The organism is Mesorhizobium sp. WSM4836 (genome assembly GCF_055811815.1).
The window spans coordinates 24,585-49,877 of sequence record NZ_JBVVQF010000029.1; the positions used below are offsets into that span (position 1 = coordinate 24,585).

The following is a 25,293-nucleotide window of genomic DNA, read 5'->3' on the forward strand; positions in this document are numbered from 1 at the left end:
CGATTGGCACGCGTGGGATGTTTCCGGGGCAAACGCCCCGGAAACAGTTCACTTGTGGCGGTGCTCAGTCGAGCTTCGGGTTGAGCAGCGCGTCGATCTTCGGATCCTTCATGTTGGCCTTGGTCACCAGATTGGCGCCGGTGTCGACATTGGCCTCGACCTTATCGCCCTTCGAGGCGGCGAGCGCCGTCTTGATGCCGTCATAGCCCATCCGGTACGGATCCTGAACGACGAGCGCCGAAATGACGCCGTCGTTGAGGAACTTGATCAGCTTCTCGTCGCTGTCGAAACCGACCAGCCCGACCTTGCCGGCAAGGTTGTTCTCGGCGATCGCCTGACCGACGCCCTGCGCCATGATCAGGTTGGAGGCGAAGATGCCCTTGAGGTTGGGGTTGGCGGTGATCAGGTCGGTGGCGATGTTGAGGCCGGTGGTGGCCTGGCCGTCGGCGTATTTGTCGGCGACCAGCTTGAGGCCGGGATATTTGGCGGCGAGCTGTTCCTTAAAACCCTGGGCGCGCTGTTCGAGCGAGCCGGCGCCCGGAAGCGCGGTGATCAGGGCGACGTCGCCCTCGACCTTGCCGCCATTGGCTTCGCCGATGGCTGCGGCAAGGCCGTCAGCGGCGACGCGGCCGCCCTGGATATTGTCGGTGGTCAGGAACGAGGTGAAGGCCGTGGAGTCGGCGCCGGAGTCGATACCGATGATCTTGACCTTGGTGGCGGCCTCGTCGATCGGCTTGCCGAGCGCCTTGGCTTCGGTCGGCGCGATGACGACGGCGGCCGGGTTGCCGGCGACGGCATTTTCGAGGATCGAGATCTGGCCGTTGACGTCGGTCTCGGCCTGGGCGCCGAGCTCGGGCACGTTGACGCCGAGGTCCTTGCCGGCCTTGCGGGCGCCGGCCAGAACGATCTGCCAGTAGAAAGACGTGGTGTCCTTGACGATGATCGGAATGGTTGCGTCGGCCGCGGATGCCGGGGCCGAATGCATTACGCCGGCAAGCATCGAGGCGGCTGCGAGTGCCACGAAGGCGCGACGATTGAGAATGCTGGTCACGAATTTCATTAGGAGTCCTCCCTAAGTCGCCCGGTGAATGTTACGGAAGCTCCATCCGGATGGCGCGGCCCGAAGGGAACTTTATCAATAAAAAACATTTACCGCATTTTGATAGTGTATCATTTCGGTCGGCGCAAGCGCTGTTTGATGCCTGCTTCGAATGGCTGGGCGGAAGAGTTTTTTCTGACGAACCTGCGCTGCCAATCCCCTCCAATATATCGCATGGAATATTAATTCCACATATCAGTCAATATGGAATGTTCATTCTTTTTTTGGAGGGTACGAACTGTGGCACCTGGCGATCCCGTCAGGTGTTCGCGGCTGTCGCTGGCGGTCCGGCTTAGAGCGTGGCTCCGAGGTGCCAGGGCACGAACTCGTTGTCGCCGTAGCCGAACTCCTCGCTCTTGGTCTTGCGGCCCGAAGCCGTCTCGACGATCAGTTCGAAGATCTCGCGCCCCATGCCGGCGATGGTATTTTCGCCCGAGGCGATGACGCCGCAATTCACGTCCATGTCCTCCTCCATCGTGTGGTACATGGTCGAGTTGCTGGCGACCTTGATCGACGGCGTCGGCCGGCAGCCGAAACAGGAGCCGCGGCCGGTGGTGAAGACAATGACATTGGCGCCGCCCGCCACCTGGCCGGTGGCCGAGACCGGGTCGTAGCCGGGCGTATCCATGAACACCAGCCCGTGCCCGGTGACCTTTTCGGCATAGCCGAAAACGCCGTTGAGCGGCGTCTGGCCGCCCTTGGCGACCGCGCCGAGCGACTTTTCCAAGATGGTGGTCAGGCCGCCGCGCTTGTTGCCCGGTGAGGGATTGTTGTCGATGGATGCGCCATGCTTGGCGACGTGGTCTTCCCACCATTTCACATAGCCGTCGAGCTTGGCGGCAATCTCGGGGGTTGCGGCGCGATAGGCAAGCAGGTGCTCGGCGCCGTAGATCTCCGTTGTCTCGGAAAGAATGCCGATGCCGCCGACACCGGCCAAAATGTCGACGGCCGCACCAAGCGCAGGATTGGCGGTGATGCCGGACATGCCGTCGGAGCCGCCGCATTGCAGGCCGACGACGATCTCGCTGACCGGGATAGGCTCACGCTGAAGCTTGCCGACCTCTTCGGCAATCTCGGCCAGCACGACCAACGCCTTCTCGACCGATTTGCGCGAGCCGCCGGCTTCCTGGATGTTGAAATGACGCTTTCCCGCGGCAACGCCCTTCTGGCCATAGAGGGTGAGTTGGTTGACCTCGCAGCCGAGCCCGACCATCAGCACGCCGCCGAAATTCGGATGACGGGCGTAGCCGGCCAGCGTGCGGTGCAGCACCATCATGCCGTCGCCGGTGGCGCTCATGCCGCAACCCTGGCCGTGGACGATCGGGACGAAGCCGTCGATGCCGGGATATTGCGGCAGAAGCGTGCGGTTCGCCGCGTCAGCGATGGCGTGGCAGACGGTGGCCGAGCAATTCACGCTGGCGAGAATGCCGACGAAGTTGCGCGTGCCGGCACGGCCGTCGGCACGGCGGTAGCCCATGAAGGTGCGGGCGCGGTCGGCCTCGGTCGCATGCACTGCCTCGCTCGGCGGCACCACCGGCAAACGCCCGCTTTCGAAGACCAGATTATGCGAATGGACATGCTCGCCGGGCGCGATGGCTTCAGTGGCGCGGCCGATCGCCTGGGCGTATTTTACCACGGCCTCGCCGGCCGCAATCGGCTTGATCGCCACCTTGTGGCCCGGCTCGATCAGCGCGGCGGCGACGGCGCCGCCCGGCAGCACGGTGCCGATCTCGATGCGGCCATTGGCGACCGCGACATTGTCGGCGGGAGACAGAAGAATGCTGTTTGCGGCGTTCACGGGAGCTTCCTGGGTGTGTTCCTGGGTGCGCGAGCGGATTGACACGCGGCTCTTAACATATAATGTCTTTTATCGTGAAAAAACATTTTTGCGTCAATTGTTTTTTCGCCAGAGCACGACGCGTCTTTGGATGCGTGACGTAGGCTCTACAACCAAAACCAGCGTCGCGCATGATGTTTTCCGAAGCGATTCCGGTTTCATGCGCAAGAAACGCTTCACGCCGGCCGCAAAACGCCGGTGCGCCACGGGGCAGGGGATGTCGAAGAGCAACAACGTTTACAAGGACGCCTATAATCGCGGTCTAAGGCTGCTCGACGAAACCAGGAGCCTGCCTTCGGAGCCGGAGTTGGGCACGCTGCTCGGCGTCAGCCGCACGACGGTTCGCACCATCCTTGCGCGCATGGAAGAAACCGGGCTGATCGACTGGAACAAGCGCAGCAAGACGGTTCTGCGCGAACCGCGGCCGGACGATTTCTTCCCCGAGGAAGAAACCGACACGCTGGCCGAGATCATCGAGCGCTCCTTCATGCGGCGGCTGCTTGCCAGCGGTGCCGAAGCCGGAATGCAGATCAACGAGCTCGAACTGGCGCGCGAGATCGGCGTCGGCACCACCAGCGTGCGCGAATTCCTGATCCGCTTCTCGCGCTTTGGGCTGATCGAGAAGCGCCGCAACAGCCACTGGGTGCTGAAAGGCTTTACCCGCGCCTTCGCGCTGGAGCTGACCGAAATCCGCGAGATGTTCGAACTGCGCTCGGCCGCCGCCTTTGCCGTTCTGCCCGAGGACAGCCCGGTGTGGGCCGACCTCGACCGCCTGGAAGACGAGCATCGCCGGCTGGCGCGCGAGATCGCCGTGCGTTTCAACGAGTTTTCCGAGCTCGACGAGCGCTTTCACCGGCTGATCCACCGGGCGTCGCACAACCGCTTCATCGTCGATTTCTACGACGTTATCGCCATGATCTTCCACTACCACTACCAGTGGAACAAGGCGCAGGAACGCGAGCGCAACGAAGTCGCGGTCCAGGAGCATCTCGCCTATATCGCCGCGCTCAAATCGCGCGATCTCGCCAAGGTGGACGCCGCCTGCCGCAAGCACCTGAAATCGGCCCGCCACACGCTGCTGACGTCGATTCCCGAGGGCAGGCAGCCACAACGTGCGTGATTGTGTTGCGTTGCCGCAGCAATTTTTTTGGCGATTTTCCGGCCGCCGGCTCCGTGCTAGAGAGCTGACCTTGCTGCGTGAAGAGGTTGGTTCTTGAGCATACGCCGGAGACGATGGAGCATGCCGGTCGCGTTCGCCGCGGCGTGGCTTTTCGTGCTCCAGTCGATGTTCGGGGCGTTTGCCTCCGGAGTCGAGCCGCACGCTTCGCAATTCGATGCTTTCGGCAACACGATTTGCACCCATGACGGCGCGGCGCAACTCCCCGCCGGCGATCCGCATCAGCAGCACATGCCGGCTTGCTGCATGCTTGGCTGCAACCTCGTGTCGGTGGTCTACGCGCAGCCCGATGCCGCCGGGAGCCTGGCTCGCAGCCTCTCGGTCGAAACCATCGCTTTTGTCCTGCCGGCATTTCGGCATTGCGATTTCGCCCGCGCCCGCACTCCGTCCAATCCGCGCGCGCCGCCGGCGACGGTTTGATCCGTTCCTGGTTCGCGCCGCGCAACCCTTTTGCCGGCGCATCTATCGATATCGTTCACGATCGGCCACTGGCGCGATCTCTTAAAATTCATGGAGCAATCATGTCCCATTTTCTTCGCGCCGCCCCGGTCAGCCGCAGGCGTTTCGCACTGCGCCGCCCCGAGCAGCATCTCGGCAATTTGGTGTTCGCCCTTGCCCTCATATTCGCCGGGGCGCAGGCTGCCTTCGCGCATGAGTTCAAGATCGGCGATCTCGAGATCGGGCATCCCTGGTCGCGCGCCACACCGGCCGGCGCCAAGGTAGCCGGCGGCTACTTCACCATCACCAATTCAGGCAGTGCGCCGGATCGCCTGCTGTCGATCACCTCCGACATTTCGGCCAAGGCCGAACTGCACGAGATGGGCGTCAGCAATGGCGTCATGACCATGCGGCCGGTCACCGGCGGCCTCGAAATCCCGGCTGGCGGCAAGGTCGCACTGGCGCCTAACGGCTATCATTTGATGTTCATGGATTTGAAGCGGCAGCCCAAGGAGGGCGAAATGTTCTCGGCAACGCTGACCTTCGAAAAAGGTGGGCCTGTGCAGATTGAATTCGCCGTGCAAGGCATCGGCAGCCCGGCACCCCAGGACGACGACTGATTTGGCCGCTTCGAGAGGTACCATCATGAAGAAATCTCTTTTGCCGGGCTGCGCGCTCCTCGTCCTCGGGACCGGCGCGGCCTTCGGTCACATCACGCTCGAAACTCCGGAGGCGGCAGTGGGCTCGACCTACAAGGCGGTCCTGCTTGTGCCGCATGGCTGCGAGGGCAAGGCGACGACCGCCTTGCGCGTGCAGATCCCGGAAGGGGTGCTTTCGGTCAAGCCGATGCCGAAGCCGGGTTGGACGCTGCAGGTCAAGAACGGCAAATACGAGAAGTCCTACCAGCTCTACGGCCAGGCAGTGACCAGCGGCGTCAAGGAGATCGACTGGAGCGCCGGCAGCCTGCCGGACGAATTCTACGACGAATTCGTCTTTCGCGCGACGCTGGCGTCCGACCTGCCGGCAGGCCAGATGCTGTATTTTCCGGTGGTGCAGGAATGTGACGGCGTTGCCGATCGCTGGATCGAGATTCCGCCGGCCGGACAGGCTGAGGATGCGCTGGAATTTCCGGCGCCCGGCCTCAAGCTGCTGCCGAAGAAGTGAGCTCCAGCGGCGCGCTTTGGCGGATGAGCGCGCCGCCGCTTTGGCGGTGAGATGAGCGCGGCATCCTTCCTGCGGCAAGCTTGCATGGCCGGCAACTGTTCTGGCCGGCTTATGGCTGGGCTGCTGGCGGCCATCGTGCTGCTTGCCACTATTGCCGCGCCTGATCCGGCCTTCGCCCATGCGGCGCTGATCAAGGCGGAGCCGGCTGACGGTGCGGTGCTGGCGCAGAGCCCGTCGCAGATGTCGCTGACCTTCAGTGAGCCGGTTTCGCCGCTGGTGCTGACGCTGGTGCAGCCCGACGGCACGGCGGTCCCGCTGAGCTCTTTCCGGCTCAGCGGCCAGACCGTCGAGATCGACAATCCGCAGGCGCTGGCATCCGGCACGCATGTGCTGAGCTGGCGGGTGATTTCCGCCGACGGGCATCCGGTCGGCGGCTCGGTGCTGTTCTCGGTCGGTGCGCCGAGTGCCGCGCCGGCCGCCTCCAAAGCCGTCGACCTGGGGCTTCGAACGGCGATCTGGATCGGCAAGATATTCCTCTATATCGGACTGTTTTTCGGCGTTGGCGGGGCCTTTGCGCTGGCCTGGCTGGCGCAAGGCGGGCGATCCGGCCGGAAGCTTGTCGTCGCTGCGATCCTGTGCGGGTTGGCGGCGGCACCGCTGTCGCTTGGCTTCCAGGGCCTGGATGCGCTTGGCGCGCCGCTTGCCCGGCTGGCACAGTCGGTCATCTGGCAGACCGGGCTCGGCACCAGCTTCGGCTGGACGGTGCTGATCGCGCTGATGGCGCTCGGCCTTGGCCTGTTGTCGCTGGTCGTGCCGCCCGCCGACGCAAAGCCGCTCGCCTTGTTCGGATTGGTCGGCGTCGGCGCTGCACTTGCCGCCAGCGGGCATGCCAGTGCCGCCGAGCCGCAATGGCTGACAAGGCCGACGGTGTTCCTGCACGGCGTCGGCATTGCTGTCTGGGCCGGAGCGCTGATGCCGCTCGGTCTAGCCTTGAAACGGCAGCCGGCCGAAGCCGGGCCGTTGCTGCGCCGGTTTTCGCGAGCGATCCTGCCCGTCGTGGCCGTGCTTGCGGCAGCCGGCATCGTGCTCGCCGTCATCCAGGTGCAAACGCCGTCGGCGCTGGTCCATACCGCCTATGGCCGGCTGCTGCTGATCAAACTTTTGCTGCTGGTCTTTCTGTTCACGCTCGCCGCCGTCAACCGCTTCAAGCTTACGGTCCCGGCCGAGGCGGGAAGGACCGAGGTCCAGAGGCGGCTGGCCCGCTCGATCGGCATCGAGGTGCTGATCGTGGTGACGATCTTCGGCGTTGCCGCCGGCTGGCGCTTCACGCCGCCGCCGCGCGCGGTGGCGATCGCCGCGGCACAGCCGGCATCGGTGCATATCCACACGCTACAAGCGATGGCCGATCTCAGCATTGTGCCCGGCCATGCCGGGCCTGTTGCCGCTTCGATCTTCATCATGACCGGCGATTTCGGCCCGCTCGACGCGAAGCAGGTAACGCTGGTCCTGTCAAAGCCCGATTCCGGTATCGAGCCGATAAAACGCCCGGCGACGAAGCTTGGCGACGGCACCTGGCGCGTCGACGATGTCGTAATCGCGGTCGCCGGCCGATGGACGGCGCGGCTCGACATCCTGGTTTCGGATTTCAAGATGGTGAAGATAGAGGCGCCGATCGACATCCGGCCATGAAGACAGCGCTGGTCCGCGCAACACAATTCGGCGAGGCGGTTGACGCGGCATTGAAGGCCCGTCAATCATCGTCATCAATCGCGGCTCAAAGCAACAAGATCCGAAAGCAGGGAAGAAACAATGGAAAAAGCCGAAATCGGCCTGATCGGCCTTGGCACGATGGGCTCCAATCTGGCGCTCAATATCGCCGAGAAGGGGCACCGCATCGCCGTCTTCAACCGCACCGCGGCGCGCACCGATGCCTTTGTCGAAAATGCCGGCGCGCTCAGGGATAGGGTGGTGCCTTGCTATAGCCTCGAGGAACTGGCCGCCGCGATCCGGCCGCCGCGGCCGATCATCATCATGGTGCTGGCCGGCAAGCCGGTCGACGAGCAGATCGCGGCCTTGCGCGGCGTGCTGTCGGCCAACGACATCGTCATCGACGCCGGCAATGCCAATTTCCGCGATACGATGCGGCGCTTCTCGGAGCTTACCGATTCGGGCCTGACCTTCATCGGCATGGGCGTGTCCGGCGGCGAGGAGGGCGCACGCCACGGTCCCTCGATCATGGTCGGCGGCACCGAGGAGTCCTGGAAGCGCGTCGAAGAGGTGCTGACCGCGATCTCGGCCAAGTTCAAGGGCGAGCCTTGCGCGGCGTGGCTCGGCACCGACGGCGCCGGCCATTTCGTAAAAACCATCCACAACGGCATCGAATATGCCGACATGCAGATGATCGCCGAGATCTACGGCATCTTGCGCGACGGGCTCGGCATGGGGCCGAAAGAGATCGCCGAGGTGTTTTCGCAGTGGAACACGGGCCGGCTCAATTCGTACCTGATCGAGATCACCGCCAAGGTGCTGGCCGCCGACGATGCCAAGACCGGCAAACCGGTGGTCGACATCATCCTCGACCGCGCCGGCCAGAAAGGCACCGGCAAATGGTCGGTGATCGAGGCGCAGCAGCTCGGTATCCCGGCCACCGCGATCGAGGCGGCTGTGGCGGCACGCGTGCTGTCGTCGATCAAGGACGAGCGGCTTGCCGCCGAAAAGGTCTATGGCGGCGGCGTGAGCAAGATTTCCGGTAACAGGGACGCCCTGCTCGGCGATCTCGAGCTGGCGCTGTTTGCGGGCAAGATCGCCGCCTACGCGCAGGGTTTCGCGGTGATGAGCGGCGCGTCGAAGGAATTCAACTGGAACCTGCCGATGCCGGTCATCGCCAAGATCTGGCGGGCCGGCTGCATCATCCGCTCGCAATTGCTGGATACGATGGCGGAGGCCTTCGGCGCCGGCGGCGCAGCCACCAACCTGTTGATGGCACCGGCTTTCGTTTCATTGATGCAGGAGGCACATCCGTCGCTTCGCCGTGTCGTGGCAAGGGCGGCCGAAGCGGGCTCGCCGGTGCCGGCCCTGTCATCCGCACTTGCCTATTTCGACAGTTACCGGCAGGGCCGCGGCACTTCGAACCTGATCCAGGCGCAGCGCGATTTCTTCGGCGCGCACGGCTTCGAGCGCATCGACGGGCAGGGCGCTTTCCATGGCCCGTGGGGGAGTGGAGCGGCGGGTTGAGCGCCTGATTGTCGCCGTCCAGCCGTCAGTTCGCCAATCCTGGAAGCTGCCGTGCGTTCATCTTCGGCAGATGTTGCGCTCGAACGGCACCGACATGGGGACTTCCCCGTAGCTTTTGGCAGGACCGGCGTTAATAGCTGCCTATCGCGAGGCACGCCGACATGACGGATTTTTACTGTCTGGCGGCGACATCATGCTGCCGATTGGATGGAGATGAAGATCCGTAAGGGCGAGACGCTCCTCGCGAACGGCGACATAAACGGCGACATAAACAAAGTGCCGCGTACCCGACCTCCTCGGCCTCGATCTGATCCGGGAGGTCTATCGGGAAGAGCGGCAGTCATGGAAGGCCGACCTGCGGATCGGGTCCGTCCAACTGGAATTGTTCTCCTTCCCTGCACCAGTGATGCGGCCGTCCCATCCAGAGGCGACAGGCCTGAGACATCTGGCATTTGCCGTGGCGAAGCTTGGTCCTGTAATTATGCGCCTGGAAGCCGCCGGCGTTGCCGTTGAGCCAATCCGGATCGACCCATATACAGACCAACGGTTTACCTTTTTCAGCGACCCAGATGGATTGCCGCTGGAGCTCTACGAAGCCCCATAAAGAACGGTTCGCCTTCGCGACCACGTCGTCGAAGGTGGGGGCGCCACCTCTACCGCCTTTTGATAACGGCTGGTTGCAGGAACGGCACTCGGCTCCTCTTCTCTAAGGACGGTCTCTTGCTATAAGTGACCGCCCTGGCCGATCAGGAGCCGGGCGACTTCGGCAAGCCGTCGCCGTCACGGGAGACGGCCAACCGGCTCGTTGCACTTGTAGACCGGGCAGCGGCCGTCACGGGTCGGGACATAGGCCGACATCGGCATTTCGGGCCAGTCGCATTCGTTGCCGAATTGCCTGACGTAGCGGTCATAGGTGTTGGGGCCGGTGGTCAGCACCACGGCGCGGTGGCTCCGGATCAGTTGCTGGAGCTGCTGGCAGCTCATCGTGCGGGTGTCGGGCCGGGCCTCAGTGAGGCCGGTCGCGGCAAGCAGGATCGCTGCTGTCGTCAAAGCAGTTCGGTGGATGGGCATGGCGGCTACCTCAGCGTTTCACGTACCAAGCAAACGAGTCACGCGAAACTCGCATCCCGGCCAGCGGTTCCGCAATAGCGCGATCCTCTTGCGATCGGCAACTGGCGATTCGGCAATTGGCGGCAAGCCGTCGCCGTCAATCCGGGAGATCGCCGATCGGCTGGTCGCAGCGGTAGACCGGGCAGTGGCCGTCACGGGTCGGGACATAGGCCGACATCGGCACCTCCGGCAAGTTGCATTCGTTGCCGAATTGCCTGACGTAGCGGTCATAGGTGTTGGGGCCGGTGGTCAGCACCACAGCGTAGTGGCTCTGGATCAGCTGCCGAAGCTCCTGGCAACTCATCGTGCGGGTGTCGGGCCGGGCCTCGGTGAGGCCGGTCGCGGCAAGCAGCATCGCTGCTGTCGTCAAAGCAAGTCGGCGGATGGGCATGGCGGTTCCTCGAACAACGTGTCACGCGAAACTCGCATCCCGGCCAGCGTTTCCGCAACAGCCAGCCGGTCGTCTTCTTGCAGCGCAACCAAATGGCGCGTCGCGCATCGCTGGGGATGAACGGGAGGAAACCCTACGAAAAGCCCCAATTGTGGCCCGGGAAACGTGGAACGCGAAGCCATTTGCGGTGGCCGCGATCACCGCTACGAGGTTTGTCTGCAAAGGGACGTTTGTGGCCACCAGTCACGAGCGGCGAACTCACGGGCGGATATTCCGGCGGCTACATCTTGACAGACGACCCGAAATTCAAGCGCGACGTGGCGAAGAAATATAAATGATCGTGTTCCCGGAAACCAAGGGGACCTTTGTCGTCGATCTGAAGGGCACTTACAAGGCAATGGCAATGGGCCGCAAGTGCCTCCAGCACTGACCGCCCGCCCGCGCAACGACGCTGTGGCTTGGGATCGTCAAAAGGCGGCTATAGACCGAGGTCTTGCGCGGTGCGATCATCGCCATCCCACGAGGTCAGATAGAGGCAGCCTAAGCACCCGGTTTGAAGCGGCGCCAGGCGTTCTTTCCGTGTGCCGAAGATAGTTCCCCTGGCTTTGCCGGGGCTCAGGCAATTTGTTTGGTCGTCCTGAAGGAAAGCTCGTTGGTCTGCCTCATCCACGGTCGTTGCAGTTGATCCGACATGCCGGCAGGGGCCCGCTCGAACTGACTGCTCACGAAGCGCTGGCGTTGACCAAGATGGATTGGAACAACGACGCGCTCTACGATCCGGTGCCGGTTAGCATCCGCTACTCACAGAAATTTGCGCGTACGATCGCGAATGTCCCGGACCTGCCGCGGAACGTCTATCCCTATCGCATTTTCATGTGAGTTTCTTTCGCCCCACTGCCACCAAGCTCACCTGAAGGGATCGCCCCCTTGCCGTCGTGCGAATGGCAGCTAGGTCAGCACATCCGCTCCTATCCGGACATTCCGCTGGCGGCCCCACCAAGCGGCAAGTGCCCCGCACCGTTTCTCGTTCGGCCAATCAAGGCCGAGGAGAACTCACATGGGCCATTCTCAATTCGATGATGCTGACCGCGAGCCCGCAGCTTGGAATGTTGGAAAGAGGTCGGCACGAAGCGTCCGTTCACCCAGAAGCAGATCTGGGCTATTCGCTTCTTCCTCGATCGCGAAAGGCGTATTCGGGACCGTGCGTTGTTTGATCTGGCAATCGACAGCAAGCTTCGCGGCTGCGACCTGATCAAGATCAGGATTCGCGATGTGGTCGCCGGACCGGAAATCAGGACCCGAGCAATCGTCGTTCAACAGAAGACCGGTCGTCCCGTCCAGTTCGAGATCACGAGCGATGTGAGAGCCAGCCTTCTCTGTTGGCTCGAACGGCGTGGCGGCACGGTTGAAGACTATGCGTTCCCGAGTCGGATCGATCGCGCACACCACATGAGCACGAGGCAGTACGCCCGCCTGGTAGACGAGTGGGTGACCGCGATTGGTCTACGCCCAGAGGAATATGGAACTCACTCACTTCGGCGCACGAAAGCATCGATGATCTACAAGGCGACGGGCAACATCCGCGCAATCCAGATACTGCTCGGTCACTCCAAGATTGAGAACACGGTCCGATATCTTAGTGTCGACTTAGAGGACGCTTTGCTCTTGGCGGAGCGAACCGAAATTTGACGTTAAGGGCCATCCGATGGGCACGGATGGCCGCTTCAGGCTGCTGGCGTCAGTCGCTGTGATGTCCTACCTTGGGTGGTGAGCGGTCCGGCAGCTATCAGGACAAGAGCTGTCGATAGCTGCCGTCCACTGCGCCGGTTGCGAGCGCAGATATGCAGACATCCGACTGCCGCTCTACGCTCACCGGCGTACTTGCTACTCGTCCATCAAGCCACGTTCGCGCAGGACGTCGTACTTGAGAATTTCACCCCTAATGGTGTCGCCCCATCGACCAACGAACGCCATCGTGTCCGTAGCATGGAGATGTGCAGTGAGTGCGGCCTGGTCTCTCCACCGCTCGGCGATCAGGAGGCGGCCGGCAAGCGGATCGTCCACAGCCGCGTCATAGGAAAGATTTCCGTCCCGCTGCCGCGTAGCTATGGCGAGGTTCTGGAGATCCTGGACAAACTCGGCGACCGACGAGGGCTCGACGTACATATAGCCGGTAACAATCAGCATCATGGCTTACCTTGGTGGATCCCGCTCGACCGTCTGCACTTCCGACGATCGGGCGGCTGAAAGCAACAATCAGACGGCCAGCACGATCTTGCCTTGAATACTGCCGTCGGCGGCGCGCTCATGTGCGCGCGATGCCTCGGCCAGCGGGAATGTGCTGTCGATGACGACACGCACAATGCCGTCGTCGAGCAGGCGGGCGGCTTTTGCCAACTGCGCGCCATTGGATCGAACCTGTGTGGATGAGACCGTGATCCCCAGCTTCTCTGTCTCCTCGTGACCAGCGAAGCCTAGCGGGTTGACCAGGAACAGCGCGCCGCCCGGCTTCAGAACATGGAAGAAGCGCTCCATGTCCGCGCCGCCCACCGCGTCGAGGACAAGGTCGACGTCTCGGACGACATCTTCCGCACCGGTTGTCTTGTAGTCGATGAACTGATCCACGCCGAGATCGCGCATCAGCGCCTCGTTCTTGGCCGATGCCACCGCGATGACGCGAGCGCCCCGCCATTTCGCCAACTGGACGGCCAGATGCCCGACACCGCCTCCGGCGCCGTTGATCAGCACCGTCTTGCCGTCGAGCGGCACCGGCTCATGCCGGAAGGGCTGGAACGGATTCGGCTCGTCGTGGCCAAGTTCGATCAAGAACTGCCATGCCGTCAGAAGCGACATCGGCGCGCCGGCCGCATGAATATGGTCGATGCCGGCTGGTTTCAACGCAAGCTGCGATGCCGGCACACTGACATAATGCGCGTAGGCGTTGCTACCCGTCATTAGGTCATGGGGAAAGCGAACCATTGCATAGACCTCGCCGCCGATGCTGAACTCACCGGCGTCGGCGCCAACCGCTTCAATGACGCCCGACACGTCCGTGCCGAGAATCAGTGGGAAGGATGCGTTGGGTCGCCATTCTGGCGGCAGTGCGCGATAGCCGTCCCGCAGATACCAGTCGGGCGGATTAAGCCCCGCCGCCTGGACGCGGACAAGCATCTCGCCGGGCTTTACATGCGGCCTCGGCGCGTCTTCGTACACCAGCACCTCGGGACCACCGAATGCGTGCAGACGGACTGCCTTCATCTTGTCGCTCATTGGTCAAATCTCCGCTCATCATGTCGTTGGAGCAGATTTAGTGGCATCATTCCTGGTTGATAATCGGCGCAGATGGCGCTTAAGTAATGCCATGGCGGAACATATTGCTTTGGATCGGCTTACTGGTATCATCGCCTTCGCGCGTGCCGGATCGCTGGGGAGCTACACGGCAGCGGCGCGCGCGCTGTCGATTTCCCCGTCGGCGGTCAGCAAGAGCATCCAGCGGCTCGAGCGGCATTTAGGAGTGTCGCTGTTTACCCGTACGACGCGCTCGCTCACCTTCACGCCCGAAGGGCGCGACCTGCATGAGCGCGCGCTGCGCCTGCTACGCGAGGCAGAGGAAATCGAGCAGGCGGCAATGACCGCGCGCTCCGAACCATCGGGCACTTTGCGCGTGGCCGCGTCGCTGCCGATCGGACTCCACCTGATCGCTCCGGCTTTACCGGCTTTCCGTCGGCTCCACCCGAACCTGGTCGTCGATCTCAGGCTGGGTGACCAGATAGTGGACATGATTGAGGAAGGGATCGATGTCGCCATACGCATCGGTGATCTGGCTGACACCCGGCTACTATCACGCAAGCTCGCACCCCATCGGCTTTGCTGCTTCGCCTCGCCAGCCTATCTCGAGAAACGCGGCACCCCGACCCATCCCGATGACCTCGGAGGGCACGACACCGTCAATCTTCGGTACCAGAGCACAGGCCAGACGTTTCGCTGGCCCTTCCGGATTGGCGACCACGAGATAGAGATCGTGCCCAATGCCGGTGTGGTCGCCGATGCCAGCGATGCCGTGCTCATCGTGCTGGCAGCCGGTGGCGGGATAGGCATAGGCGCCTCCTTCATGGCGGCTCCCTATGTGAAGCGCGGCGATCTGGTCCCGGTGCTGTCCACGTTCGCCGTCGAGCGAAATAACGTCACCGTGCTCTGGCCGGCAAGCCGACGCGCCAACCCCGCCGTGCGCGCCTTTCTGACCATGCTCGACGCCGCTTTCATGCAGCGAATGGCTGCTTCAAGTATCGACTGATCTGGCGCGGAAGGGTCGCTTGGGGGTCGGCTGCAAAACGGCACCTATAGCGCGCAGCGGCAATCAAGAACTGACAGTCCGCCCACGGCCCCAAAGCCGCCAGTCTGCAACGCGCCTCATGTCGATCTTAGAGTCAGCCGTTGCCTCTGCCAGAAAGCAGACACCACATTGCTTCTGCGTGAGGCATCTTTGCGCCAAAAGCGGTCATTGATGTTGGTTCCGCGCCAAAGGCGGACGAGCTCGTAACCGGCGGACGAGCTCGTAACCGATTGAAGCAACCGGAGTCAGTTATTTGCACGAGTAAGCGCAGTGACTCCGGAGGGCTTGGGCGCCCGCCACGGATCGCCGTTATCATCGAACGGGCTACCGCGGTAGCTTTCGCTGCGGAGCGACAACTGACGTTCGGCGTCATCAGAAAAAGGCGGACTCTGGCCCGGTTCTGGTCTATGCCGACGCTCGTTGCCGGTCCGCCGGCCTTTTGCAACTGGTCCATGAATGAAGCGCCAGCCCACGACATCGAGCCTGTTACGCCGACTCAACCGATCGGCCGTGGTGGATTTGATCCGCACCGAAGGAGTGGCATCACCTTCGAGCCTCGCCGAGCGACTGAACATCAGCATCCCGACGGTGATGCGGGTGATCGAGGATCTGATTGCCGAGGATTTGGTGGTGTACGACGGGTTTGACGAGGCCAATGTCCGGGGCCGTCCCCGGGCACGCATCAAGTTCCGCGGCGCGGCGCATGCGATCATCGGCATCGAGGCCGGCAAGGGCGAGTTCTATGGCGCCGTGGCCAATCTCGAGGGCGTCGTGCAGACCGAAATGCACGAGACCGCCGACGATGATGGCCAGCGCAATTTCGAGAAGCTGGTCGGCCTGATCCGCCGGTTGATGGCGGCTCCCCGCCCACGCGGCCAGACCATTCGCGGCATCGGCATCGGCCTGCCCTCGATCGTCAGGCAGCCGGAGGGCGAAGTTGTGCTGACGCTCGGGCTCGGCTGGCGCGACATGCCGTTGCGGGCGCGGCTCAGCGAACATTTTCAGATGCCCATCGTCGTCGAAAACGGGCGCAACCTCGCCGCCGTGGGCGAATGGGGATTCGGGGCCGGGCGTGGCGCCGACAGCGTCGTGAGCCTGTCGATCGGGCCAGGCGCCGGCGCGGGCGTCGTCATCGACGGCAAGCTCTATGGCGGGCACTCGCATGCGGCGGGCGAGCTGAGCTGGTATCTCGATGACCCCCTGCTCACCGGGCGGCCGTTCGAACATCTGGGCGACAAGCAATCGCTACGCTTTTTCGGCATCCCCGAACAGGCGACCAAGATGCTCGAAGAGGCCAACACGCAGTATGCGGTGGGAAAGCTCACCCTGGCCGCCGTCACCGACCGGCAGGCGGACAAAATCGCGCCGGTTGTCACCGAGTTGCTCGACTATGCGACGATGGCGGTGGGCAGTGTTGCTGCCTTCATGAACCCCGAAATCATCGTACTGGCGGGCCGGGTCGTCGTCGGCGGTGATCTGGTGCTCGATGTGCTGCGGCATCGCCTCAGGGGCAATGTGTACGACCCGCCGCGCCTCGTGATAGGCGCGCTGGGGCACCGCGACATCGCGCTTGGAGCGGTGCGCCTGGTGCTCGATGCGACGACGCTCAACCCTGCCGACAGCCTCGTGATGGCCAACTAAAGATCAGTCGATCGCGATTGACAGCGACTGAATCTCGGCATTAAGTTTCTAACTGAAAGAAAAAGCGCCTTGCATCGTGTGGGAGCGTATCTTTCGTGGGAGGACTTCAATGACGAAGATTTTCAATCCGCTTGGGCGGACGATGCAGCGTCGTGCCTTCTTGAAAGTTGCGGGTGCGAGCGTTGCGGTAGCGGCCCTGCCGGCGGCAGTTCGCGGTGCCGATCCCGTCAAGCTGCTTCTTTGGTCGTGGCTGCCGGATTTCCAGACGCAGGTCGACATGTTCAACGCCGCGCATCCGGGCATCCAGGTCAAACTCGTGAATGCCGGCCAGGGCGCCCCGGAGTATCAGGCGGTCCGTGCGGGCCTGAAGGCGGGCAGCGGCCTGCCCGACGTCGTCCATATCGAATTCCAGTTCCTCGAGAGCTTCCGCCAGATCGACGCGTTCGCCGATATCGGCCAGTGGGCAAACCCGCACAAGGCGGAGTTCCCCGAAGGCACGTGGACCCAGGTCGCCAAGAGTGAGGTTGTCAGCGGCATGCCATGGGATTCCGGTCCGATGGCGATGCTCTACCGCAAGGACATTCTCGACAAGCATGGCATCACGCCGCCCGCGACCTGGGCGGAATTTGCCGATGCCGCCAAGAAGCTGCATGCGGCCGACCCCAATGTCTTCCTGACGGACGCGTTGCTCAGCAATGGCGGCTGGGTCAATGGTCTTCTGTGGCCGATGGGTTGGAAGCCGATCAGCCGCGATGGCGACAAGCTCGCGATCAACATCAACGACAAGATTTCTAAGGACTTCGCCGCCTATTGGCAGGACCTTATTACCGCGGGTGTCATCGAGACCAAGCCGGGGTTCAACAATGAGTGGTACACCAGCCTGGACTCGGGCCGCTATGCCACCTGGCTCACCGCCGGCTGGGGTCCGGTGTTCCTGACCTCGGTCGCCAAGACCAGCGTGGGCCAGTGGCGTGCCGCCGATCTGCCGCAGTGGGACGCGAGCAAGTTCGCGACCGGCAATTGGGGTGGCTCAGCGCTGGCCGTGATGAAAGCGACCCAGCATCTGCCCGAGGCCGCCGAACTCGCGATCTGGCTGACTACGAATCCCGAAGCCACAAAGCTCTACACCACCAAGCAGTTCCTGTTCCCATGCACCACCGCTCTGCTGACCAGCGCCGAGTTCGCCGGACAGAAGATGGACTTCTACGGTGGCCAGGCAGTCAATAAAGTGTTCGCCAAATCGGCGGCCGCAGTCAGCAACTTTGAGTGGAGCCCGTTCCAGGACTTCTTGTACCAGTCGATGGAAGATGAATTCGGCGCCTCGATCAGCGGCAAGGGCACGCTGTCGGATGCGTTCGACCGCATCCAGGACGCCGTGGTCACCTACGCGCAGGAACAAGGCTTCACCGTAGACTGAGTTCTCCCGGGCAACGGCCGGCCGCGCTTGATCGGCGCGCCCGATCTCTTCATCTTGCCGGACGGGGAACCATGGCAATGTCGAATTCGCCAGCCGCAGCGACGCGCCCAGCGCGATCGGGCAATTTTACGTCACGAAAGCTCGCGCCCTATCTGTTCCTGGCGCCCTTCGTGCTGCTATTTATCGCCTTCATCGTCGCGCCGCTGGTTTATGCCTTCTATATGAGCCTCTACCGCGACACGCTGGTGGGCGGACGGCAATTCGCGGGTGCAGCCAGCTACATCAAGGTCACGGGCGACGCCAAATTCTGGGGCGGCGTGTGGAACCTCGTTCTGTTCGGCATCGTGCAGGTGCCGATCATGCTGGGCCTGGCGCTGTTGTTCGCCATCGTGCTCGATCGCGGCCAGGTCTATGCCAAGGGCGTCTTCCGGCTCGGCTTCTTCCTCCCCTACGCCGTGCCGAGCGTGATCGCGACGATCATGTGGGGTTATCTCTACGGCCCCAACTTCGGCCCGTTCACGCAGATGGCCAAGGCGTTCAACCTGCCGCCGCCGGACTTCCTGTCGCCGGGCGCGATGATCTTCTCATTGGCCAATATCGTGACGTGGGAATATGTCGGCTACAATATGGTGATCTACTACGCCGCGCTGAAGACGATCCCGTCGGACCTCGCCGAGGCCTCGCGGATCGATGGCGCCTCGCCCTGGCAATTTGCGCGGCTGATCCAGCTGCCGCTGCTGTGGCCGGCGATCCTCATCACCATCATCTTTTCGATCAACGGCACCCTGCAGCTGTTCAATGAGCCCTATTTGATGCGCGCGCTCGCCAGAAACACCATCAATTCGAGCTACACGCCGAACCTCTATGCCTATTCCCTGGCGACTTCGAACCAGCAGTATGGCTATGCGGCCGCCGTCTCGTTCGTGCTTGGCATCGTGATCGCCGGCGCCTCCTACATCTTCACCCTGATCACCAACCGCCGTCGGCCGGAGCAATGATGACTGCGACCACCGACATCGCCACTTTCGAAGCTGCCAAGCGCCGGCCCGGCGAACGGCGGCGCTCGCGGATCATCCTCACGCTGCTGCTGTCAGTGTTCCTCCTCTACAGCTTCGTGCCGCTGGTCTATCTGGTCCTATCGGCAACGAAGACGAATGGCGACCTGTTCACCACGTTCGGCTTCGGCTTCGGCACCGAGTTCAACCTCTGGCAGAATCTGAGCGATCTGCTGGCGCGCGACAACGGCATCTTCATGCGCTGGATGTTCAACAGCGTGCTCTATTCGACCGTCGCCGGGCTCGGTGCCGCGATCTTTGCTACTGCGGCAGGCTATGCGTTCGCCAAGTTCAAATTCGTCGGCCGCAATCTGCTGTTTGCGCTGGTCTTGGGCGCTGTGATGATCCCGCAGACGGCCCTTGTCGTGCCGATCTTCCTGCTGCTGGCGCTTTCGGGTCTCAGCGACAATCCGCTGGGCGTGGTCCTGCCCTCGATGATCTCGCCGATCGGCGTCTATCTGATGTGCGTCTATATCGAGCAGGGCGTCGACGACGAACTGCTCGACGCGGCGCGTATCGATGGCGCCGGCGAGTTCGTGATCTTCCGCGCCATCGTGCTGCGGCTGGTGGCGCCGGGCATGGTGACCGTGGCGCTGCTCTCGTTCGTCGGGACCTGGAACAATTACTTCCTGCCGCTCATCGTGCTGCGCTCGCAGGAGTACCAGCCGATCACAGTGGGCCTTGCGACCTGGTATCAGCTCGCGCAGCAGGGCGGTGGCGGCGGAGAGGTGCTGTTCTCGATCATCATCACCGGCGCGCTGGTCGGCATCATCCCGGTCATCGTGGTGTTCCTGCTGCTGCAGCGGTTCTGGCAGGGCGGCCTCACCGCCGGCGCCGTCAAATAGATTATCGCCTGGAGTTTTCCGACTATGACGACTGCCTCGAAATCCGCGCCGCTCTCTGTCTGGCGGCCGATCGCGACCGACACTTTCCTCGTCGGTACCCCGCATTACCCGGAGCATGTCGATGAGAGCTATTGGCAGCGCGACGCCGACCGCATGGCAGCCGCGGGCTTCAACGCGGTGCGACTTGCGGAATTCGCCTGGCATATTATCGAGCCGCATGAGGGGACGTTCGACTTCAATTTGTTCGACCGCGCCATAGATGTGCTGGGCAAGGCTGGCATCAAGACCATCATGTGCACGCCGACGGCTACGCCGCCGCGCTGGCTGACGGCGCGTTATCCCGAAGTGTTGCGCGTCGATGCCAATGGCCGCGCCATGAGCCATGGCTCGCGCCAGCACGCCAATCTTGCGAGCGGAGTGTTCCGCGAGCATTCGAAGCGCATCACTAAAGCGATGGCCCAGCATTATCGCGGCAATTCGCACATCATTGGCTGGCAGACGGACAATGAGCTCAATACCTCTGGATCGCTGTCCTACGGTCCGGTGACTCTGGCCGAGTTCCAGGCCTTCCTCAAGGACAAGTACAAGACCATCGCCGCGCTCAACGATGCGTGGGGCGGGCATTTCTGGGCCACCGCCTACGACGATTTCGATCAAGTGGTGCTGCCCCTCGACTACGCCCCTGCCCCGGTCGGGCCGACCCATGTGGTCGACTACCACCGCTTCCTCGCCTTCGTCACGGCCCGGTTCCAGCACGATCAGGTGCTGATCCTGCGCACCACCAATCCAGACTGGTTCGTCTTCCACAATCTGGGGCGGATCGACGACATCGACTTCCGCGGCGAGTTCTCGACCGATCTCGATTTTCTCGGCTTCGACATCTATCCGCACCTCTATGACGAGATGCAGCGCCTTGGGGGCGTCGGCGAGGCGCAGGCGCTGCATCTCGACATCTGCCGCGGCTTCACCGGCAACTTCATAGTGCCCGAGCAGCAATCGGGCTTCGGTGCGCAGCCGAACTTCTCGACGCTGACGCCCGAACCCGGCGAGATGCGCCGCATGGCCTATACGTCGGTGGCGCGCGGCGCCGATGGCGTGATGTTCTTCCGCTGGCGGCCGGCGCATTTCGGCGCCGAGATCTATTGGATGGGCATCATCGATCACGACGACATCCCGCGGCGGCGCTATGACGAGGCCAAGCAGTTTGCGGGTGAGGTCACGGCGCTCAAGGACAAGATCCTCGGCACGCATGTGCGCTTGGATTTGGGCATCGCCGGATCAGATTTCGACAATCAGGAGATGCACCGCTCCTACCCCATCGGCATGCCGAGCCCGCAAGACGATGCGACGCTGCTGCACCGCTATTGCTACCGCCAGAACATCGCCTGCGGCTTCATCCATCCCGAGGATGATCTCAGCAAGCTCAAGGCGCTCTACGTGCCGCATTGGCTGAAATGGACCGATGCATGGACGGCGCGGATCGAGGCCTTCGCTAAGGCGGGTGGAACGGTAATCCTGGGCGGCCGCACCGGATCACGCGACGTTAACAACCACGTCATCCGCGACACCTCGCCGGGCAAGAGGCTCTCGGCGCTGGCCGGGATCACGGTCGAGGAGTTCGGGTTGCTGGCGCCGATCGGCGGCGACGGGATGTTCGAGCATGGCGGCCGCTTCGGCGCCAACACGGTGCGCAAGAAGCTGCCGGCGACGTCGGCGAGCCGCCAATACGAGCTCAAGATCGGGAATGCGCAGGTGACGGCGGCGCATCTTTATGAGCTGCTTAACGTCGCGCCCGGCACGGAGGTTATCGGCAGCTGGGCCAGCCGCTTCGCCGAGGGCCAAGCCGCGATGACTTCGCGCAAAGTCGGCAAGGGCAATGTGATCTACCTCGGCACGTACCTCAGCGATGCTCTGGTCGAGGTGCTGGCCGATCAAGTGCTGGCGCCCGCCGGTATCGTGCCGCTCATCGCCGACATGCCGGCCGGCGTCGAAGCGACCATCCGCGAGAGCAAGGACCGCCGCCTGCTGTTCATCCTCAACACACTGGGCGAGCTGGCAAGCATCGGCAATGTCCCCGCGGGCAAGGATTTGCTCGGCGATGGCAAAGTACGCGGCGGTAAGCTGTCGCTCCCGGCCTATGGCTGCAGCATCATCGAACTCGACTAGAGATGTTATCGCGAGGCCTTGGGAAACGCTCAATATCTTCTGTCCCAGTGATTTTAGATTGGGCAGCAATCTCCACTCTAAACATCTTGGTGCTGCCAGGTGCCCCGACTTTCGGTGCGACCGTCACGAACACGCTTTTCGTACGTCCCTCGATCCTTTCGATGAGAAGCCGTGCCGCGTTTGCGCCAAGTTCGGGCCCCGACTGATCGAAACTTGTCACGATTGAGGTGGAATACGGAACGCTGCGCACGATTTTGCGCTCCAGGTGGCCATGGCGTCGTTGGCGGCATAGGGCGCAAGTCTAAAGGTCGCTGCGGTCGCCGTCGCCCTTGCGAAGGCATTTACTTGCAGTGTGCACTTCTGTCGTCGCCACAGGCCCTCCACCGCCCCGAGACCCTACCAGTGTCGGGGCCCTTCGGCCCGGGCCAACTTGCTCGGCAGCGGACGTTCCTTGCGGCCAGCGAGCGGGACGACATCAGATGTCTGAGGAAGGAGTCAGATGCGGAACGGCTGCTTTCCAAGCAACCTTGCCGAAAGCCGAGTGTCTGCTGCCGGCCCCAAGGCTGCCAGTCAGCAGCGCGCACTTGCAGCCAAGTGGGATCACTGGCGTCGCAGAAATGCGACTAAGACAAATAGATGGAGCCCAGTTCAATTTGGACATATCCCGCTCTAGTCGGGACGGCGATAGGCCTGCACTGCGCCCGGCTCGCTCAGGCTTTGCAGGGTGCCGGGTGCGGCGCCGCCGATCCAGCCCAGCACCGAGCGGGCGAGCTCGGCGCCGGCCAGCCGGAAGTTCTCGTTGACGACCAGCAATTCGCTGCGAAACAGGTGCAGAAGCTCCGACGATTGTTTGGACACCACATCGACATCGCGGCCGAGCTTGAGGCCGGCGTCTTCGATGCCGGCGACGATGGCGAGCGTCGCGGCGGCGGCGCTGCTGATGAAACCGTCCGGGCGGTTTTCGCGGCGCATCAGCTGCGCCGTCCGCATTCTGATCTGCTCGATCGAATGATCGATCGAAACGGTGTTGAACGGGATCTCGCTGGCGCCGACCTCGCTCAGCGCATCGGCAAAGCCGGCGAGCGTGTGGCCGTGATAGGTCAGCTCGACCGGCGGCGCCAGCAGCGCCAGCCGGCGGCGGCCGAGGCCGGCCAGATGGCGCACTGCCTCGGCTGCGAAAGCGTAATTGTCGAAATCATGATAGGGATGGATCAGCCCCATATCGGTGCGGCCATGCGTGGCAAAGGGGATGCCGCGCTCCAGCATATAACGGGCCCTCGGATCGTTCGGCTGCGTGCGCGAAATGATGACGCCGTCGGCTGAACCGGTTTCCACGAGGTAGCGGATCGGGTCGAGCGGATCCTGCGAGCGTGAATAGGGCGTCACGATCAAGTGATAGGGCGTATCGGCAATGACTTCGGAAACGCCGTAGATGATGTCCGAGACGAAGCTCATGATCTCGTGCTCGGTGTTGAGCACCAGGCTGATGACATTGGTCTTGCCGGTGCGCAGGCGGACGCCGGCACGATTGGGCCGATAACCGATCTGCTTGGCGACAAGCTGAACGCGCCGCCTGGTCTCGGCGCCGATCTCGGGCGCGTCCTTCAGCGCGCGCGACACGGTGGTGACGCCCAGCCCGGTCATGAAGGCGAGCGTCTTCAATGTCGGCCGGCCCTGGCCCGACGCCTCGTCGGCCTTCTCTTTTTGATGCCTGTTCATTCGTCCCGCCCCGTCAGGCGCATAGCAGTTGCCGGGCAGGCCGGCAATCGGCGGGCCGCGGGTACGCCGCGGGCCTTCACCGAATGAGACCGCTATATACTGAAACGTTACAGATTGTCACTGCCGTCGCGATATACTGGTGACAGATGCAAAATGAGCGGTGCTGCAATCGGCGCAAAACCGTGATTGGAACGGGCTTTTCCGATTTTTCGGCGCCGCAGCATTCCATTTTGCGGTGCAACCTCTCTTGTTGCGGCGCGGTAGGCCGGCGAGCCGCGCGATTTTGTTCGTGCTTCGAAAAAACCTGATGCCACCTTCGCCTGAGGGGTTGCGTGCCTCAAGCAATTGCCGTATCGAAAATCTGTAACGTTTCAGATTCTGGGAGGAACGAAATGCGATACCAACTCATGACTGCTGCGCTGGCTGCGACGGTGGCGCTCGCCGGCCCGGCGGCCGCGACGGATCTGGAAGTCACCCATTGGTGGACCTCCGGCGGCGAGGCGGCAGCGGTCGCCGAACTCGCCAAGGCTTTCGACGCAACCGGCAATCATTGGGTGGACGGCGCTATCGCCGGCTCCGGCGGCACGGCGCGGCCGATCATGATCAGCCGCATCACCGGCGGCGACCCGATGGGCGCGACCCAGTTCAATCACGGCCGGCAGGCGGAAGAATTGGTGCAGGCCGGGCTGATGCGCGACCTCACCGATCTCGCCACCAAGGAAAAGTGGACGGAAATCGTGCAGCCGAAGAGCCTGCTCGACGGCTGTACCCTCGACGGCAAGATCTATTGCGTGCCGGTCAACATCCACTCCTGGCAGTGGCTGTGGCTGTCGAACGCCGCCTTCGAAAAAGCCGGCGTGCCGGTGCCGAAGAACTGGAACGAATATGTCGCTGCGGCGCCCGCCCTTGAAAAAGCAGGCATCCAGCCGCTTGCCGTCGGCGGCCAGCCCTGGCAAGCCTCCGGCGCTTTCGACGTGCTGCTTGCGGCGGTCGGCGGCACCGACGCCTTCCTCAAGGTCTACAAGGACAAGGACGCGGAATTCGCCGCCGGGCCCGAAGTCGCCAAGGTCTTCAAGGCCGCGGACGACGCCCGCAAGATGGCGAAGAACACCAATGTGCAGGACTGGAACCAGGCCACTAACCTCGTCATCACCGGCAAGGCCGGCGGCCAGATCATGGGCGACTGGGCGCAGGGCGAGTTCCAGGTGGCCGGCCAGACCGCCGGCAAGGACTATACTTGCCTTCCGGGCCTCGGTCTCAACGAGATGATCGCCACTGGCGGCGACGCTTTCTACTTCCCGCTGCTGAAGGATCCCGAAAAATCGAAGGCACAGGAAGTGCTGGCCCATACGCTGCTCGATCCCAAGACGCAGGTCGCCTTCAATCTCAAGAAAGGTTCGCTGCCGGTGCGCGGCGACGTCGACCTCAAGGCCGCGAACGACTGCATGAAGAAGGGCCTCGAAATTCTCGCCAAGGGCAATGTCATGCCCTGGACCGACCAACTGCTTTCGCAGGACACGCAGAAGCAGAAGGAGGATCTGTTCTCCGAGTTCTTCGCCAAGCAGGACATGACCGCGGAAGATGCGCAGAAGCGCTTCGCCGCCATCGTCGGTTCGGCCGATTGAGCGATCGACCAACCGCCTCGCTCCCGCCCCTGCAAACGCAGG

Annotated in this window: 22 protein-coding genes and 3 pseudogenes; 18 read left to right on the plus strand and 7 right to left on the minus strand. The window is 62.9% G+C overall.

The annotated features are described in order from the left end of the window. Positions 1 to 64 precede the first annotated feature (64 nt). Positions 65 to 1,060, minus strand: coding sequence for a substrate-binding domain-containing protein (locus AC0L2P_RS27445; protein ID WP_473505799.1), 996 nt, complete (start codon positions 1,058 to 1,060; stop codon positions 65 to 67). A gap of 50 nt (positions 1,061 to 1,110) precedes the next feature. On the opposite strand from AC0L2P_RS27445, the gene AC0L2P_RS27450 reads away from it, so the two are divergent. Continuing rightward, entirely contained in the window at positions 1,111 to 1,395 is a 285-nt protein-coding gene (locus AC0L2P_RS27450) for a hypothetical protein (RefSeq protein WP_473505801.1), read from the plus strand. Here the strand turns inward: AC0L2P_RS27450 and AC0L2P_RS27455 are convergent. After that, complete coding sequence (locus AC0L2P_RS27455; protein WP_473505803.1) at positions 1,392 to 2,897, minus strand: UxaA family hydrolase; 1,506 nt, start codon at positions 2,895 to 2,897, stop codon at positions 1,392 to 1,394. The genes AC0L2P_RS27450 and AC0L2P_RS27455 overlap by 4 nt on opposite strands. Before the next feature lie 256 nt (positions 2,898 to 3,153). Here AC0L2P_RS27455 and AC0L2P_RS27460 point away from each other — a divergent pair, with 256 nt between their 5' ends. The 7 genes and pseudogenes from AC0L2P_RS27460 to AC0L2P_RS27490 all read left to right on the plus strand — a co-directional run. After that, positions 3,154 to 4,056, plus strand: a complete 903-nt coding sequence (locus AC0L2P_RS27460) for a GntR family transcriptional regulator (protein WP_473505805.1) — start codon at positions 3,154 to 3,156, stop codon at positions 4,054 to 4,056. Positions 4,057 to 4,176: 120 nt separating this feature from the next. Further along, complete coding sequence (locus AC0L2P_RS27465) at positions 4,177 to 4,533, plus strand: hypothetical protein (RefSeq protein ID WP_473505807.1); 357 nt, start codon at positions 4,177 to 4,179, stop codon at positions 4,531 to 4,533. 101 nt (positions 4,534 to 4,634) lie between these two features. Continuing rightward, entirely contained in the window at positions 4,635 to 5,171 is a 537-nt protein-coding gene (locus AC0L2P_RS27470) for a copper chaperone PCu(A)C (RefSeq protein ID WP_473505809.1), read from the plus strand. 25 nt (positions 5,172 to 5,196) lie between these two features. Beyond that, positions 5,197 to 5,715 (plus strand): YcnI family copper-binding membrane protein, encoded by a 519-nt coding sequence (locus AC0L2P_RS27475; protein ID WP_473505811.1) that lies wholly within the window; start codon positions 5,197 to 5,199, stop codon positions 5,713 to 5,715. Positions 5,716 to 5,766: 51 nt separating this feature from the next. After that, entirely contained in the window at positions 5,767 to 7,404 is a 1,638-nt protein-coding gene (locus AC0L2P_RS27480; protein WP_473505813.1) for a copper resistance CopC/CopD family protein, read from the plus strand. A gap of 120 nt (positions 7,405 to 7,524) precedes the next feature. Further along, positions 7,525 to 8,949, plus strand: coding sequence for an NADP-dependent phosphogluconate dehydrogenase (gene gndA / locus AC0L2P_RS27485; protein ID WP_473505815.1), 1,425 nt, complete (start codon positions 7,525 to 7,527; stop codon positions 8,947 to 8,949). A 301-nt stretch (positions 8,950 to 9,250) separates the two neighbouring features. Beyond that, positions 9,251 to 9,553: pseudogene (locus AC0L2P_RS27490) on the plus strand (VOC family protein); the annotation flags it as partial. 176 nt (positions 9,554 to 9,729) lie between these two features. On the opposite strand, the gene AC0L2P_RS27495 reads toward AC0L2P_RS27490, so the two are convergent. After that, a complete protein-coding gene (locus AC0L2P_RS27495) occupies positions 9,730 to 10,020 on the minus strand; it encodes a hypothetical protein (RefSeq protein ID WP_473505817.1) in 291 nt (96 codons plus the stop codon). Between the two features lie 136 nt (positions 10,021 to 10,156). Continuing rightward, positions 10,157 to 10,450, minus strand: a complete 294-nt coding sequence (locus AC0L2P_RS27500) for a hypothetical protein (RefSeq protein WP_473505819.1) — start codon at positions 10,448 to 10,450, stop codon at positions 10,157 to 10,159. Between the two features lie 245 nt (positions 10,451 to 10,695). On the opposite strand from AC0L2P_RS27500, the pseudogene AC0L2P_RS27505 reads away from it, so the two are divergent. From AC0L2P_RS27505 to AC0L2P_RS27515, 3 genes and pseudogenes are all read left to right on the plus strand, one after another. Then, a pseudogene (locus tag AC0L2P_RS27505) lies at positions 10,696 to 10,880 on the plus strand (hypothetical protein); the annotation flags it as partial. Positions 10,881 to 11,131: 251 nt separating this feature from the next. After that, positions 11,132 to 11,329, plus strand: a complete 198-nt coding sequence (locus AC0L2P_RS27510) for a hypothetical protein (protein ID WP_473505821.1) — start codon at positions 11,132 to 11,134, stop codon at positions 11,327 to 11,329. Positions 11,330 to 11,507: 178 nt separating this feature from the next. Further along, a pseudogene (locus AC0L2P_RS27515) lies at positions 11,508 to 12,139 on the plus strand (tyrosine-type recombinase/integrase). A 195-nt stretch (positions 12,140 to 12,334) separates the two neighbouring features. Here the strand turns inward: AC0L2P_RS27515 and AC0L2P_RS27520 are convergent. Then, a complete protein-coding gene (locus tag AC0L2P_RS27520) occupies positions 12,335 to 12,640 on the minus strand; it encodes a putative quinol monooxygenase (protein WP_198019205.1) in 306 nt (101 codons plus the stop codon). 66 nt (positions 12,641 to 12,706) lie between these two features. Beyond that, a complete protein-coding gene (locus tag AC0L2P_RS27525; protein ID WP_473505823.1) occupies positions 12,707 to 13,720 on the minus strand; it encodes an NADP-dependent oxidoreductase in 1,014 nt (337 codons plus the stop codon). Between the two features lie 91 nt (positions 13,721 to 13,811). Here AC0L2P_RS27525 and AC0L2P_RS27530 point away from each other — a divergent pair, with 91 nt between their 5' ends. The 6 genes from AC0L2P_RS27530 to AC0L2P_RS27555 all read left to right on the plus strand — a co-directional run bounded on the left by AC0L2P_RS27530 (position 13,812) and on the right by AC0L2P_RS27555 (position 21,907). Continuing rightward, on the plus strand, positions 13,812 to 14,744 hold the full coding sequence (locus AC0L2P_RS27530) for a LysR family transcriptional regulator (RefSeq protein ID WP_473505881.1): 933 nt from the start codon (positions 13,812 to 13,814) through the stop codon (positions 14,742 to 14,744). A gap of 495 nt (positions 14,745 to 15,239) precedes the next feature. Further along, positions 15,240 to 16,424, plus strand: coding sequence for an ROK family protein (locus tag AC0L2P_RS27535; protein WP_473505825.1), 1,185 nt, complete (start codon positions 15,240 to 15,242; stop codon positions 16,422 to 16,424). Between the two features lie 109 nt (positions 16,425 to 16,533). Next, entirely contained in the window at positions 16,534 to 17,841 is a 1,308-nt protein-coding gene (locus tag AC0L2P_RS27540) for an ABC transporter substrate-binding protein (protein ID WP_473505827.1), read from the plus strand. 77 nt (positions 17,842 to 17,918) lie between these two features. After that, positions 17,919 to 18,839, plus strand: coding sequence for a carbohydrate ABC transporter permease (locus AC0L2P_RS27545; RefSeq protein ID WP_473505829.1), 921 nt, complete (start codon positions 17,919 to 17,921; stop codon positions 18,837 to 18,839). Next, positions 18,839 to 19,741 (plus strand): carbohydrate ABC transporter permease, encoded by a 903-nt coding sequence (locus tag AC0L2P_RS27550; RefSeq protein WP_473505831.1) that lies wholly within the window; start codon positions 18,839 to 18,841, stop codon positions 19,739 to 19,741. Before AC0L2P_RS27545 ends, AC0L2P_RS27550 begins: the two co-directional genes overlap by 1 nt. Positions 19,742 to 19,765: 24 nt before the next feature. Next, on the plus strand, positions 19,766 to 21,907 hold the full coding sequence (locus tag AC0L2P_RS27555) for a beta-galactosidase (protein WP_473505833.1): 2,142 nt from the start codon (positions 19,766 to 19,768) through the stop codon (positions 21,905 to 21,907). Between the two features lie 669 nt (positions 21,908 to 22,576). On the opposite strand, the gene AC0L2P_RS27560 is transcribed toward AC0L2P_RS27555, so the two are convergent. Beyond that, positions 22,577 to 23,626, minus strand: a complete 1,050-nt coding sequence (locus AC0L2P_RS27560; RefSeq protein ID WP_473505835.1) for a LacI family transcriptional regulator — start codon at positions 23,624 to 23,626, stop codon at positions 22,577 to 22,579. Positions 23,627 to 24,018: 392 nt separating this feature from the next. Between AC0L2P_RS27560 and AC0L2P_RS27565 the strand changes: the two genes are divergently transcribed. Beyond that, positions 24,019 to 25,251, plus strand: coding sequence for an ABC transporter substrate-binding protein (locus AC0L2P_RS27565; RefSeq protein WP_473505837.1), 1,233 nt, complete (start codon positions 24,019 to 24,021; stop codon positions 25,249 to 25,251). Positions 25,252 to 25,293 lie beyond the last annotated feature (42 nt).